This is a genomic window from Stenotrophomonas sp. (assembly GCF_032066555.1).
In the GTDB taxonomy this organism is placed as follows: Bacteria; Pseudomonadota; Gammaproteobacteria; order Xanthomonadales; family Xanthomonadaceae; genus Stenotrophomonas.
In genome coordinates, this window is sequence record NZ_DAMBKV010000004.1 from 194739 (window position 1) to 209136 (window position 14398).

Consider the following 14398-nt stretch of genomic DNA (forward strand, 5'->3'; position numbering starts at 1 on the left):
AGGGCGACTCGGGCAAGGAGTGCGTGGTCTGCGTGGTGCATGGGGGTGAGGCTCCCGGCGACGCAGCATTCCCGTGATCGAGATGACTGAGGTCGTTACGTGTTCAAAAAACTGCTGCTTGTGTGTGTGGGCAACATCTGTCGCAGCCCTACCGCCGAGATATTGTTCCGCCAACGGCTGCACGGGCGGGCAGGCGTCGAGGTGGCTTCGGCGGGCCTGCATGCTTTGGCCGGACACCCAATCGATCCAACGGCTGCGGCCTTGCTGTGTGAGCAGGGGCATGACCCCAGCGCGCATCGGGCCAGGCAAGCAACGCCATCAATTCTCGGTGCCGCTGACCTGATCCTGGTCATGGAGCGCGCGCACCTTGCACAGATTGCGCGTGAAGTGCCGCAGGTCAGCGGAAAGACCTTCCTGCTGGGCCGCTGGGACGACATCGAAGTGCCCGATCCGTATCGGCAACAGCGCTTCGCCTTTGAGCACGTCTATGGGCTGATGGAACAAGGCGCTGCACGTTGGGCCAACTACATTTCCTAGTCGCCCTGAGGCGGCAGAACAACTATCAGAACGGAAGTCATGGAAAAGGATAATCGGGTACGCTCGGCAAGGCAGGACGATGAGATCGATCTGCGTGACCTGCTTGGCGTTGTGTACGATCGCAAGTGGTTGGTCGTCGGGACCACAGCGCTCTTCGCCGTAGTCAGTGCGGCATATGTGATTTTGGCCGCACCGGTGTATCAGGCACAGGCAATGATTCAGGTCGAGTCGAAGGTTCCCGCTATTCCGGGGTTGTCGGATCTGACTTTGTTGACGGGGGGCGGTAGTACGGCGGCGACCACAGAGGTTGCATTGCTGACCTCGCGCATGGTCGTTGGAACGGCAGTTGATCGCCTGCAGCTGGATGTCTCGGTGGTGTCGCGACGGTTTCCGCTGCTGGGCGGATACATCGCCAGACATTTTGAGAGCCGCTCGCCTGGTGATCTGGCCGGTGCGCCAATGGGCCTTTCCAGTTACGGCTGGGGTGGTGAGACACTGGAAATTCACCGTCTCGATGTACCCGTCGGTCTGCTCAATCAAACCATGACTTTGGTTGCGGGGCTTGACCCGGGCAGCTTCGTGCTGCGAGGACCGAGCGGCGACGAGGTTTTGCATGGTGTGGTTGGGATGCCTGTCGAGGCGGCCGGCATCAAGCTGGAAGTCGCCAGGCTGCAGGCAAACCCAGGCATGCGTTTCTACCTGGAGAAGCAGCGTCGGCTGGATGTTGTGGTTGATCTGCAGAAGGACATCAAGGTCGCTGAGCAGGGCAAGGAGTCCGGCATCCTGAAGTTGGCCTACGAGGGGCGTGACGCGCTGGCTGCCGAGGCGTTGCTGCAGAGCGTGGCCGAAATCTATGTTCGACAGAATGTCGAACGTAGCTCCGCTGAAGCAGCGTCCCAGCTGCAGTTTGTGAAGGATCAGCTGCCGACGGTGCGTAAGCAGGTCGAGACCGCGCAGGCGGCGATGGCCGCCTATCAGTCCCGCTCAAATGCAGTGGACATAACCATGCAGACCAAGGGGTTGCTGGAGCAGGAAGTGGCGGTTGAAACCAGCCTCCAGCAGCTGCGTTTGAAGCAGGCTGAGCTGGATCGCACATTCACTCGCGAGCATCCGGCCTATCGCGCATTGCTCAAGCAGATCGGCAGCTTGCAGGCGCGCAAGGACAGCTTTCGCGGAGAGGTCAGTGCGTTGCCAGATACGCAGCAGGAACTATTGCGTTTCACCCGGGATCTCACCGTCAGCAACGAGCTGTATACCGCGCTGTTGAACCAGGCCCAGCAGCTTGATGTGGCGCGGGCAGGCTCGGTTGGTAACGTCCGCATTGTGGATGCGGCAGTTGCGGACATGAGCAACCCGGTGAAGCCAAAAAAAGCAGTTGTGGTTCTGGCTATGACTTTGCTCGGCGGTTTGCTGTCGACCGCCTGGATATTCGGGTTGCGCATGTTGAATCCGGGCATTGAAGATCCGGCCGACATCGAAGAACTGGGCTTGCCGGTGTATGCCGCGATTCCGCTGAGCAGCTCTACCAGTCTGCTGCAGTCGACCAAGAAAAGGCGAGGGAAGCGTAAACCGGTTGGGGCGAGCACAGGTTCGCATCTGCTGGCGATGGCGGCACCGGCGGATCTGGCAGTCGAAGCGTTGCGCAGTCTGCGTACCAGTCTGCATTTTGCGATGATGGAGGCAAAGAACAATGTTCTGCTTGTGTCAGGGCCTCGTCCAGGCATCGGCAAGACCTTCGTGGCCGCGAATCTGGCAGCCGTGATTGCGCAGGCTGGGCAACGCGTATTGGTCATAGATGCGGATATGCGCAGAGGCAGCTTGCACAAGGTGTTGGATGTTGAGCAAGGCTGTGGCTTGTCGGATCTACTGGCGGGAAAGATTGATGCCAGTGAAGCGGTCAAAGGCATGCCCGGTCTGGAGAATTTGCACTACCTCGCACGGGGCGAGGTGCCGCCGAGTCCATCGGAACTGCTGATGCATCCGCGCTTCGCACAGGTACTTGAGGGCCTGCGAAAGAGTTACGACCTGGTGATCATCGATACGCCGCCGATCCTCGCGGTGACTGACGCGGTGATTGTCGCAAAACACGCGGGATCAACACTGATGGTTACGCGCTTTGGGGTGAATCATCCCAAGGAAATTCTGTTGGCGGTAAAGTCCTTCGAGCAGAATGGCGTGCAGATCAAGGGTGCAATCTTCAACGCAGTTGAGAAGCGTAGGACTGGCTATTACAGCTATGGCTACTACGACTACACGTCAGAAAGAGTCTGATCGGGTGGAAATGCCGGTGCTGTGTGCTTCGGATGTGAGAAGGGCTGGCTGCTGAACGCAGTCAGCCCTCCTCATTAGTCGCGCAGCGCGTCCGGGTTCCTGAACAAGGCATCCATCCCGCGCTCGGAAGTCATCGGATACAACATGTAGGAGCGACTCAAGCGTGCGCCGCCATCGCGACTCAGGGGGCTCCAGGATAGATTGGCGCGGGTCCTGGTGGAGCGGGGTAGCATCAGGTCGAACGGCACCGAAACATGGATTCCCTTGTCGAACCTGCCCTCGCCAAAGGCCTGCGTCGACACATCGGTCTTGGTTGCATACGCGCCCATGCTGGCGCCGTTGTCGAATACGCGATTCAAGGCCAGTGTTGCACCCCAATCCTTGGCGAGATAGCGGCCGGCACTGAGTGTCGCCACCACTTTGCGCGTGTCGCCCCATACGTAATAGAGGCTGGCGTGGCCGGTGGTAACGCTGTAATCGCGGAAGCGCAGGCGCTGGTCAAAATCGCGCTGCTTTACCGTGTTCACATCGGCACCAATCGCCCACCGGCTCAGTAGCGGCCGGTACAGAAGCTCGCCACCGATGCCGCCATACATGGATTCGAACAGGCCGGCATAGACCATGGAATAGAGGTCGGGGGCGATCTGGGCGGTGGCGGTGATCTGGAGATTTGGCAACGTCGCGCCGGCTGCGGTCAGATACTGCCGCACATCGGTACGTACCCGCGGCAGTTGGCTGGGGGCGTCGTAGCGGAACTTGTCATAGTTGTTGAAGAGGTTGTAGTTCACTGCGCCACTTAACCAGACGTTATGGGTGAAGCGCAGTTCGGCGCTGTAGCTGCCTGCCACTTGAAACAGGATGAAGTTATCCGGGCCGCCCAGTGATTGCTGGTAGTCAAGATTGAAGCTGCCTTCGAAGTGCTGCAAAGGGGCTGCGTACACCGTCTGCCGGTAGGCGTGCGTGGGCGCGGCCATATCGATGCCGAGTAGGTTCGCTGCCAGACGGTGGTCGGTAAACTCCTGGAATCTGGCACGTTCCACGCTGGTCTCGATCAGCGGCATGCCCAGCCGGCGGTTTTGTACGCTGAACCAGCGGATGTCCTTTGGTACGGCCTGGTCGAGAATGCGTGCGGTGCGGCCGAAGGCAATGGCCGGCTCCAGATAGCGGCGTTGCTCACCGCTGACAATCAGCTCAGGCCCGCGCCGGGCGATGCGGCTGACGCGAAGGCCTGCGTTCTCCTCCAGCTGGCGCGACAGCGCTGCCCAGTCCGTCGGCGCTGGAACTACGTAGGTACTCGTTTGATCATTAGATGCTGCTTTATTCGCTTTGCCGATGATCGGAGCGGGGTCGAGTGACTTTGTTGCCGGTTGTGCCGTTGCCAGATTGCCGTGCAGGGTGAGGCCAAAGACCGGCTTGTCACCGCGCTCCCAACCCAGCTGGAACTGCAGGTTGTCATTCAATGCGTATGCCGCGCCGATGTTCAGCGGCAGTCGCTGGCGTTGATGATTGCGTTGCGGTTCATTGCGATAGTCGTTGCCCTCGTACTCCAGCTTGATCTGCAGCGGCTGCCATGGGGTTTGGTAGGCCACGCCTGCAAATACACCCACCGGACCACGGAACACGCCGGAGGTGTTCAGTTCGCCAGCCTCGTTGGAGTGATTCGGCCGGATCTGGAAGCGATCATCAAAGAGCTTCAGCGGATTGCCGAAGTCACCGCGGTTGCCGATGTAACCCGTAGCCAAGCCAAGACTGACATCAAGCGGACCAAATCGTTTGCTGGCGACAAGGTATTCGCTGGAGAACAAGCCGGTTCCGCCGAGGTCCCGCGCACCCATGGCGATTTCAGGCTGCCATCGACCCTCTTGCAGCAGACGCACTTTCAGGTCGATGGATTTGTCTTTGTAGTTCTGGTTGCCACTCAGGGACGCATGACCATAGCGGCGATTGGCAATTGAGATGTAGCGGAACGATCCCTCCAGCCAGGGCATGGGCTGCATGCTTACCGTGTAGCGGCTGTAAGGGGAGGTATGGCTTGCGGTGATGCTTACCTCGCCTTCGTCGGCCATGCGGGCGGTTGGAGTTTGCATCAGGCCAACGCCACCCCAATCGCTTGCGCCTGGTGCCGGTGCTTGTTGTGCGTGGAGTTCAGCGCTGATGCACAGGCATAGCAAGCTGACGCTGATCGGGATCAGCGATTTTCGGAATGGGGGAGTCACAAACTTGTGCCAGGCGCGGCGAGAAGCTGGGTGGCAAGGAAGCGGGCGGCATCCTCGTTGAAGCTGGGAGCTGTCTTGCGCACAACCGCCTCTGCGAGAGGGACAAAGATAACTGCGCCGGGCGCCAGACTCGATACTGGTCCGCGATTCCACCCTGCGATGCCGAGTCTTTCTATATGGCCATCGGGTTGAATTACATGAATGTAGTCAGCACTCGCGCCCGCGGCGGCTTGGCAGCTTTTCAGGTACCTCAAGGGCGACTGCAAAGGGATATGCGCAAGAGTGCATTGTTGCGATACAGCGCCGGTGATGGTGATCGTGGTGGGACGCGTGGGATATAACAGATGATCGCCAGCTTGGACGGGCAAGTCATAGGCGCGTGTCGCCTCGAGAACGCGCGGCTCCAATCGGTATGCAACACGACCGGTAACGGGCAGGCTGTTGATCCACAACAGCAGCTGTTGGATGTTGGAGGCCACAGCCGGCTTGCTTGTAGCTTGGCGCTCCAACTGCTGCAGGTCGAACATCAAGCCTGCTTTCAATCGGGTCTGTTCGAGGCGCTGCGGTTCGCGCAACTGTGCGGCGCCGAGGATGTAGGCGTCGGTGGTCGGAGCAGCGGTCAGCGCAAGGCCGCTCAAGCGGCTGCCCGATGGGAGCTGATGTTTGCCGGGATTGTGCACACTGCCAGATGCTTCCACTGGCACCGTTGCCGCATGCGCGGAGGCTGCCCGCAGCAGCAAACAGATAAGAGTGAATGCGCGCATCATCATTTACCCAAGTCGCTTGCGAATGGCTTGAGTTGAATGATTTCCAATGATGTGTCGGGCGCGATGGCCTGGACGCTCTTCCAGATTAAGCCGTTGCCTGGATCTACCCAGTAGTGATTGGCTGCAGACCAGTCGCTGCCCTGCAGCGATTCCTGCACATGCAGAAGGGTGCGGGTTTTGCCAAGAATACTCAGCCTCTCGTGGCCGAGAGGCTGCAGTGTGCCGCTCACGGTCATGCCGTAGCGGTATCCAGGCATCACGTCGTAGCGACGTTTTACCGTGGTGCCCGGCGCGACACCGCGCAGGTCCGCGAAAGGATTCTTTCCATGAATGGACATGCCACGCAGCTCCACGGGCCCGCCATGGGTGGCGACGACCAGGCCATGCTGCAGAAATACGATGTTCTGGTCGCTGCTGTACCAGGCTTGACGTTGCCCGTCGATATTGCCCAGCACCAGAATCGCACCACCCTCTGCACCGGTGACCTTGATCTGCGCAAAGCGACTGGCAGCAATGGAATCGGCATCCATTGCGATATCCGGCTTGCCACGCATCGCAATTCCCACGCTTTTCAGACTGGCTTGTGCCACTGCGCCGCAGCCCGTCAACAGCAGGCTGAGTGTCAGAGCGGCGATCACCGTCAGCATGCCGGGCGTTGGCGCCACGGCAGCAGCATCCTTGCGTTTCATTGTGGGTCTCAGTTGCTGTCCAGGTCGCTGTGTGCACTGGCCGCATTGCTGAGAATAGCGGTGAACGGCAGCAGCTGATTTACAAAGCGGCTCCAGCGGGTAACCCCGGCTGCGCCGACAAATACCACGTCGCCGGGATACAGCTCGAACTGACTGGCCAGCGCGAACGCGGCCGGCGATTTTGCCTGCAGGTGGAAGACCTGCGACGGCATGTTTTGCATATCGCTGGAGCCACGGATCACATAGATGGCATTGCCGTTGGAAGTGGTCTGTATCAAGCCTCGTGCACGACCCAGTGCCTGGCTCAATGAAATCTGCCCGGTTCGGAAGTTCATTGCGCCAGGTTGGTTGACCTCGCCGACGACGAAGATTTCCTTGCGATCCAGATAAGGGACATGGATCTGATCGTCGGCCTTTAGGAAGAGGTTGGTGTTGCCGCCAATGCGACCCATCAACTCCAGGTCGATTGTGTAGCTGACCCCGTCACGGCTGAGGCGCACGCTGGAAAGATCCGCTTGGACAGGGTCCAGGCCGGATTGGCTGATGGCATCGCTCAAGGTCAACGGTACGACGGTGAGCGGAATGGTGGCTGCCTGGCGCGCGGCACCGGTGACCCAGACGCGCTGGCTGGCATAACTGAGCATGGACACATCAACCTGCGGTGCTTCGATATAACGCGCCAGCTTGGTGGTGAGTTCATCGCGTAGTTCGCTGGGCGTCTTGCCTGCTGCGCTTACCTTGCCGATATAGGGGTAGAACAATGCGCCATCCGATTGCACCAAGCGGCCGGCAGCATTCAGTTGCTGCTGCGGGCCAGCCGGTACGGTGAGTTCGGGGTGGTCCCACACCGTTATGTAGAGCATATCGCCTGCGCCCACCCGGTAAGGGCCTGGCTGGTAGTTGAGCAGTGCTGCTGGCAGGGCGTTGGCATCGCGCGTGGCGCGCTCCATTGCGATCAGCTTGGGTGTGATCGGCAGCAGGTCGATCTGGCCGTCACCAATGGACTGGCCACCTTGTGCGAGGGCGTTGCTGCGAAGGTGCTGGCCCGGCGCGAGTACGCAGCCGGTGAGTAACAACGCGAGCGCCAAGGGGGCGACAAGACGCTTGCAGTTCATTCTGTATTCCTGGCCCAGGCGGGCTGTATATGCACCCCTTACCAGCGCGGTGGCCGGTAAGAGGTGCTGGCAGATGCCGTTGTTCAGATCACTTGGTGCCCGTCGGCCCCGGGTTCCTCGCGCCGTCGCCATTGCCGTCGTCATTATTGGAGACCAGTGCGTAGACCAGTGCGCCAGCAGCGATACCGGCGCCAATCTTCACGCCACGGCTCAGGCTGCCACGGGCAGCGTTGCCGGCTTCTTCGGTGCCAGCCAATTCAGTGCTGACCTCTTCGACCTGCATGGCTACTTCTTCCTGGCCGTAGCTGCCAGTGGAAACTACCTGTTCTTCCTGGGGGATCGTCGGCTGATCCTGCGCGACCTCATTGGTGGCTTGCGACTGCTCGTCCGGTTGCTGTTCGGTAGCGGCAGGCGGAGCAATGGCCTGCTGGTCCTGGGCAATCGCAGGAATGGACAATGCGACCAGGCTGAGTGCAAAAAGGTGCTTCTTCATTGTTGCTGTTTCCGTCCTTCCATTGGAAAGTTGCTGCGGTTGTGGTTTTGCCGTCCGCAAGGGCGATGAGCTGTGCGGTAACTGGGCCTTTGCCGGCGTGCGCTTGTGGCAGCTCGCAGCAGACCGCGGAAATTATAGGAAGGCGGTTGCAGTCTCTTGATTAGGGTTTGTCTGAAAATTGCAGGCGAATGCAGCTGATCTTCTCCCCCGCGTTTGCGGCGGTTCGCCTTGAAGTGCTGCCCGATGGCGTCGGGCGGATCAGGCAAAGGTCGCTGGGCAAGACCCTTCAGAACGACGTCCTGGAGGCTGCTGATCGGAACCTGCCGATTGGCTGGCGGGTTTCCGCCTGGCGAGAAATACTGGCTGGCGGCGGCGCTTGCCTGTAATCTTGGCGCTTGTCTTTTGACTCCGTAGCTCAGCTGGATAGAGCGGTCCCCTCCTAAGGGACAGGTCGCACGTTCGAATCGTGTCGGGGTCACCATCTTTCCGTGCAGCCCGTGGTGACCGCCGCGGGCGGCCAGCCAGTCCCGGTGCGCATGCCGATGCAATGCGATGAAGCCCTGAGTTTCCGTAGTTATGGCCCGGCAGGCCATTCGCACAGTCACGATCATCTGCAGCTGGTGTTGCCGCTGCATGGCGCCCTGGAGCTGGAAATCGACGGGCGCGGTGGTCGTCTGGATGCCCTGCGCGGCGCGGTGATCGTTCCGGGGGCGGTGCACGCGCAGGCCGGCAACGGCCAGAATCGATTTCTGATCGTGGATTGCGACAGTGCGATGGTGGGGCGGTCACAGTTGGATCACGGGCGTACCCGTCCATTTCTGGCTGTTTCGACGGCGGTGCGTAGCTTGCTCGGATTCGTGGACATGAGCGTCGGCACAGGCGATAGCGTCGCTCCAGCGGTCGCCAGGCATCTATTGCCGTTGCTGCTGGACAGTTTGTTTGCGGAGCCCGCTCGATCCGCGGGCGACAGTGTGGGTTTGCGGCGATTGTGCGAACAGATCCGCGCAGCGCCTGGCCAGGACTGGCCGCTTGCGCGGATGGCGCAGGTGGCAGGCATGGGGCTGACGGCACTGCATGCGGTGTTCAAGCGCCAGCATGGCGTCACGCCGGGACATTGGTTGCAACAGCAGCGCCTGCAATGGGCGCAGCGCCAGTTGGCCGAGAGCGGGCAGTCGCTGGCGCATATCGCTCAACAAGCCGGCTTTTCCGACCAGAGTGCCTTTACCCGGGCCATGCGCCGTGCGCACGGAATCACCCCGGGGCGCTATCGGCGCGGCTTCGACGCGTAGTTTGCGTCCAAGGTCGCGTAGCTTGGGACAATACAGGGTGGGCCGGCGGTTGGATGCTGGCGATGTCGCTGAACGTCGGGTGGTTTGATGAAAGAACGGATGTTGTTTGGCATTGGCAATGGCGTGGCCTCCGGCGCGCTCTGGGGCCTGGTGTTCCTTGCGCCGGCCGTGCTCGGGAGTTTCTCGCCGCTGCAGCTGGCCGCTGCGCGTTACCTGGTCTATGGCCTGGTTGCGGTGATCCTGCTGGTGCCGCGTTGGCCTGCGCTGCGGGCTCATATTGGCAGGGCGGATTGGAAGGCGCTGACCTGGCTGAGCCTGCTTGGCAATCTGGTCTATTTCGTGTTGCTGTCCATCTGCGTGCAATGGAGTGGGGGCGGGGCTGCGGCCCTGATAGTCGGCATGGTGCCGGTGCTGGTGGCGGTGGTGGGCGCGCGTGAGCCCGGGGCGGTGCCGCTGTCGCGGCTGGCGCCTGCCTTGCTGCTGTGCGTGGCAGGCGTGGTGCTGATGGGTTACGAGGCCATCGCCTCGACCCACGTGCAAGCGACGGTCACGCAACGGTTTATCGGGTTGCTGTGTGGGGTGGGTGCGTTGCTGTCGTGGACCGCTTATTCGGTGGGAAATACCCGCTGGTTGGCCAAGGTTCCCAACGTATCGGGGCATGACTGGTCGCTGCTGACGGGCGTGGCTACCGGTGGCCTGGCGCTGCTGCTTGCTCCCCTGGCGTTTGCCGACGGCGGGGCAGGTCATAGTGGGCGTGAATGGCTGGGCTTCTGGGCGATGGCTGCTGCAGTCGCAGTGTTTGCCTCCATTCTGGGCAACGCTTGCTGGAATCGGGCCAGTCGTGCGCTGCCATTGACCCTGGGCGGGCAGATGATTGTGTTTGAGACCTTGTTTGGACTGGTCTACGGCTTCCTGTGGCAGCAGCGCTGGCCGGTGGCGGTCGAAGTGCTTGCCGCCTTCTGCTTGCTGGCTGGGGTGATCTGGAGTGCTGCCGCGCACCGTCCCAAGGTGCCGACGGTGGCTTCGGCCTGAGGATTCTGCGCAGTCAGGTGGCGAAAGTCCGTCTGTGACCGATCTTTCGCTTGTCGGTTGCAGTAGGCAGGTCAGGGGGGCCTGCCAATCACTTGCATTGCATTCGACCGAGCGTTGGATGCTGCTTGGTGGGTAGATGTCCGACGTTCACGCTTGATGACATTTGCAACTTTTAGCTGCAGCTTGGGCGACGTTGCGCTGATCTGCTTTTTTGCAATGCAGCACTTGACAGCCTGATCCTGGCTGTAGTCTCTTGAAAGGCATGAACAGCCCGCAGCCCATCGCCATTGTCTCGACGTCGCCTTTCGACGGTCGGACCAGTGCGTCCGGGATTCGCGGCGCCATTACCACCACCACTATTACCGCCACCATTAGCCCGGTGCGGCCCGTCGTCTTCGCGTAACTTCCGAAAACCACGGCCCCGCACCCGGATCAGGATGCGGGGGAACCCCATCCAGATGCGTGTCGGGGCCTCCAGCCGAGGTTCTTCCGATGTCGTCAGTTGCTGTTTTACCCGCCGATCCTGCCGCGGACGCTGTTGTTCGCACCGTTGTGCACAAATTCGGCGGGACCTCCGTTGCCGATGCCGAGCGCTACCGTCATGTGGCGCAGCTGTTGCTGGCGCGCGAGGAGACCGTGCAGGTCACGGTGGTATCGGCGATGAAGGGGGTGACCGATGCCTTGATCGGCCTGGCCAAGGCTGCCGCGGCGGCGGATCCGGCCTGGGATGAGCGCTGGCATGAATTGCGGGCGCGCCATCGTGGGGCTGCTGCGGCATTGCTGGGCGAGCAGTCTGGTGTGACCATCGAGTGGTTGGATGCGCGGTTCGAACGCCTGCGCGAGATTCTGGCGGCGTTGGCAGTCATCGGCGAGTTGCCGCAGGAAGTTCTGGACCGTGTGCAGGGCTTGGGCGAGGTGTTCTCGGCGCACCTGCTGGGTCATCACCTGCAGGCGCTGGGCGAAGACGCCGATGTCCTCGATGCGCGCGACGTACTGGTGGTCAACCACGGCGACCTCGGCGTGGATGTCGACTGGAAGTCCAGTGCCGCCAAGTTGGGCTTGTGGCGCGAAACCCATCCGGCGCGGCGCCTGGTGGTGACCGGCTTTGTGGCCCGTGATCGCAAGGGCAATATCACCACGCTGGGACGCAATGGCAGCGATTTCTCGGGCGCGATCTTCGCTGCCCTGTTCGCCGCCGATGAGCTGCACATCTGGACTGACGTGGATGGCGTGCTGTCGGCCGACCCGCGGGTGGTGCCCGAGGCGGTGCAGTTGGATGCCCTGAGCTACGACGAAGCCTGCGAACTGGCCTATTTCGGTGCCAAGGTGGTACATCCGCAGACCATGTCGCCGGCCATCGAGCGCGGGCTGCCGATCATCATCCGCAACACCTTCCATCCGGATCATCCGGGTACCCGCATCACCGCGGAGAGTTCCAGCAATGGTCCAATCAAGGGGCTGACGCTCAGCCCGGATCTGGCCGTGCTCAATGTCGAAGGCACCGGTCTGATCGGCGTGCCGGGTACGGCCGAGCGCGTGTTCTCGGCCCTGCGCAATGCGCATGTATCGGTGGTGATGATTTCGCAGGGTTCCTCCGAGCATTCGATCTGTTGCGTGGTGAAGCAGGCCGAAGCGGAATTTGCCCGCGATGCGCTGGCCCAGGCGTTCTCCCATGAGCTGGCGGCAGGACAGGTGCAACGCGTGCAACTCACCACCGGGGTGAGCGTGCTCGCTGCAGTCGGTGATGGCATGGCTGGCCAGCCCGGCGTTGCCGCGCGCCTGTTCGAGTCATTGGGCCGTGCGCAGGTCAATATCCTGGCCATCGCGCAGGGTTCATCCGAACGTAATATCTCGGTTGCCATCGAAGCCTGCGACGCCACCAAGGCGCTGCGCGCCGCGCATGCGGGGTTCTGGTTGTCGCCACAGACCTTCTCGGTGGGTCTGATCGGACCGGGCAATGTCGGTGCAGCCCTGCTTGAGCAACTGTATGCCTCCGAATCTGCATTGCTGGCCAGGGCCAAGCTCGATCTGCGCCTGCGGGCAGTAGCATCGCGCAATCGCATGGTGCTCGATCAGCGCGGCATCCATGGCAACTGGAAGGCCGCGTTTGATTCCGCGGCGCTGCCGAACGATCTTGATCTGTTCACCGAGCACCTGCTGTCGGCGCGGCTGCCGCATACCTTGATCATCGATTGCAGCGGCAGTGCCGAGGTGGCTGACCGATATGCGGGCTGGCTGGCGGCCGGCATCCACGTGGTGACGCCAAACAAGCAAGCAGGCTCGGGCCCGCTCGCCCGCTATCAGGCGATCCGCGAGGCGGCTGCGTCCACGGGTGCGCGTTTCCGTTACGAAGCGACGGTAGGTGCGGGCTTGCCGGTGATAACGACGTTGCGTGACCTGGTTGATACCGGTGACGAGGTAACCGCGATCGCCGGCATTTTCTCGGGCACCCTGGCCTGGTTGTTCAACAAATACGATGGCAGCGTAGCGTTCTCTGAGCTGGTCACGCAGGCGCGCGGAATGGGGTACACCGAGCCGGATCCGCGCGATGACCTGTCCGGCGTCGACGTGGCCCGCAAGCTGGTGATTCTTGCCCGCGAAGCGGGCTATGAGCTGAGCCTGGAAGATGTGGCGGTGGAGAGCCTGGTGCCTGCGGCCCTGCAGGGGGCAAGTGTGGAGGATTTCATGGCGCGCCTGCACGAAGTCGACGCCGGCTTCGCCCAGCGCCTGACTGACGCGCGCGCCCGTGGCAACGTGCTGCGCTATGTCGCCCAGTTCAAGCCAGGCCAGCAGCCCAGTGTCGGCTTGGTTGAGCTGCCCGCTGATCATGCTTTTGCCAATCTGCGCCTGACCGACAATGTGGTGCAGTTCACCACGCGTCGATACTGTGACAATCCGTTGGTGGTGCAGGGACCGGGCGCAGGGCCGGAAGTGACCGCGGCCGGTGTGTTTGCCGACGTGTTGCGGGTGGCGGCAGGCGAGGGGGCGCGATTGTGAGTGACGGCTTGATGGATTCCGCGGCACGCCAGGCGCGGGCATTTTCGCCGGCATCGGTGGCCAATGTGGCGGTCGGTTTTGACCTGCTGGGTTATGCCGTGCCCGATGTTGGCGACACGGTGACGGTGCGTCGCATCGATGCGCCGGAAGTACGGATCGTAGCCATTCGCGGTACAGCGGTTGAGTTGCCGCTGGACGCGCCCAGCAATACCGCCGGCGCAGCGCTGATCGCGTTGCGCCAGGCCTTGGCACTGCCGTTCGGCTTCGAGGTGGAGATCGACAAGGGTATTCCGCTGAGTTCGGGCATGGGCGGGTCGGCTGCTTCCTGCGTGGCAGCGCTGGTGGCGGCCAACGCGTTGCTGGATGTGCCGCTGAGTCGCGAGCAGCTATACAGGTATTCGCTGGAAGGCGAAGCAGTGGCCAGCGGCAGTCGTCATGGCGATAACCTGGGCCCAATGTTCCTGGGGGGGCTGGTGCTCTCCACGCTGGAGCGGTTGGTGCCGGTGCCGGTGCCAGCGCATTGGCATAGCCTGCTTGTGCATCCGGATGCAGTGCTGGAGACGCGCCGCGCACGCGAGGCGCTGCAGGGTAGCTATGCGTTGAAGGAGTTTGTCGCCCAGAGCAGCAATCTGGCCCTGGTGCTGGCCGGTTGCCATGCGGGTGATGCGGGCTTGGTGCGGGCAGGCCTGGTCGATGTGCTGGTCGAGCCGCGTCGCGCGCCTTTGATTGGCGGTTTCGATGTGGCCAAGGCCGCTGCGCTTGCTGCCGGCGCGATGGGTGCCAGCATCTCAGGCGCAGGTCCCAGTGTTTTTGCCTGGTTTGAGGACCGTGATGCTGCGTTGGCTGCTGCGCCCAAGGTGCAGGCAGCCTTTGCAGCAGCGGGTTTCGACAGCCAAAGCTGGGTAAGCCCGATCAACAGCCCCGGCGCCAGATTGCTCTAAGCCTGATAGCCCCTCTCCCATTGGGAGAGGGATTGGGGTGAGGGGGACCCT

The 14398-nt window shown here is 61.8% G+C and carries 13 protein-coding genes and 1 tRNA gene; 9 read left to right on the top strand and 5 right to left on the bottom strand.

Annotated elements, in window-relative coordinates:
- The first annotated feature begins 99 nt into the window (after positions 1-99).
- Entirely contained in the window at positions 100-537 is a 438-nt protein-coding gene (locus RT131_RS07610) for a low molecular weight protein-tyrosine-phosphatase (RefSeq protein ID WP_313171712.1), read from the top strand.
- 39 nt (positions 538-576) lie between these two features.
- Positions 577-2808, top strand: coding sequence for a polysaccharide biosynthesis tyrosine autokinase (locus RT131_RS07615; protein ID WP_313171714.1), 2232 nt, complete (start codon positions 577-579; stop codon positions 2806-2808).
- Between the two features lie 74 nt (positions 2809-2882).
- Here RT131_RS07615 and RT131_RS07620 read toward each other — a convergent pair whose 3' ends face one another.
- The 5 genes from RT131_RS07620 to RT131_RS07640 all read right to left on the bottom strand — a co-directional run bounded on the left by RT131_RS07620 (position 2883) and on the right by RT131_RS07640 (position 8088).
- Positions 2883-5024, bottom strand: a complete 2142-nt coding sequence (locus RT131_RS07620; RefSeq protein ID WP_313171916.1) for a YjbH domain-containing protein — start codon at positions 5022-5024, stop codon at positions 2883-2885.
- Complete coding sequence (locus tag RT131_RS07625; protein ID WP_313171716.1) at positions 5021-5791, bottom strand: capsule biosynthesis GfcC family protein; 771 nt, start codon at positions 5789-5791, stop codon at positions 5021-5023. Before RT131_RS07625 ends, RT131_RS07620 begins: the two co-directional genes overlap by 4 nt.
- Positions 5791-6480, bottom strand: coding sequence for a YjbF family lipoprotein (locus tag RT131_RS07630; protein WP_313171718.1), 690 nt, complete (start codon positions 6478-6480; stop codon positions 5791-5793). Before RT131_RS07630 ends, RT131_RS07625 begins: the two co-directional genes overlap by 1 nt.
- An 8-nt stretch (positions 6481-6488) precedes the next feature.
- A complete protein-coding gene (locus tag RT131_RS07635; protein WP_313171720.1) occupies positions 6489-7595 on the bottom strand; it encodes a polysaccharide biosynthesis/export family protein in 1107 nt (368 codons plus the stop codon).
- A gap of 88 nt (positions 7596-7683) precedes the next feature.
- Complete coding sequence (locus RT131_RS07640; protein ID WP_313171722.1) at positions 7684-8088, bottom strand: hypothetical protein; 405 nt, start codon at positions 8086-8088, stop codon at positions 7684-7686.
- 188 nt (positions 8089-8276) lie between these two features.
- On the opposite strand from RT131_RS07640, the gene RT131_RS07645 reads away from it, so the two are divergent.
- The 7 genes from RT131_RS07645 (at position 8277) to RT131_RS07675 (ending at position 14347) form a co-directional block, all read left to right on the top strand.
- Complete coding sequence (locus RT131_RS07645; protein ID WP_313171724.1) at positions 8277-8474, top strand: hypothetical protein; 198 nt, start codon at positions 8277-8279, stop codon at positions 8472-8474.
- Positions 8475-8492: 18 nt separating this feature from the next.
- A tRNA-Arg gene (locus RT131_RS07650) sits at positions 8493-8569 on the top strand.
- A 55-nt stretch (positions 8570-8624) separates the two neighbouring features.
- The gene (locus RT131_RS07655) at positions 8625-9377 is read left to right on the top strand and encodes an AraC family transcriptional regulator (protein ID WP_313171726.1); all 753 of its coding nucleotides are present in this window, start codon (positions 8625-8627) and stop codon (positions 9375-9377) included.
- A gap of 87 nt (positions 9378-9464) precedes the next feature.
- Positions 9465-10409: a DMT family transporter gene (locus RT131_RS07660; protein WP_313171728.1), complete on the top strand. Its 945-nt coding sequence runs from the start codon at positions 9465-9467 to the stop codon at positions 10407-10409.
- 262 nt (positions 10410-10671) lie between these two features.
- Positions 10672-10812 (top strand): hypothetical protein, encoded by a 141-nt coding sequence (locus RT131_RS07665; protein WP_313171730.1) that lies wholly within the window; start codon positions 10672-10674, stop codon positions 10810-10812.
- An 89-nt stretch (positions 10813-10901) separates the two neighbouring features.
- Positions 10902-13406 carry a bifunctional aspartate kinase/homoserine dehydrogenase I gene (gene thrA, locus RT131_RS07670; RefSeq protein ID WP_313171732.1) on the top strand — a complete coding sequence of 835 codons (2505 nt, stop codon included), beginning with the start codon at positions 10902-10904 and terminating at the stop codon, positions 13404-13406.
- Positions 13400-14347: a homoserine kinase gene (locus tag RT131_RS07675; RefSeq protein ID WP_313171918.1), complete on the top strand. Its 948-nt coding sequence runs from the start codon at positions 13400-13402 to the stop codon at positions 14345-14347. Before thrA ends, RT131_RS07675 begins: the two co-directional genes overlap by 7 nt.
- Positions 14348-14398 lie beyond the last annotated feature (51 nt).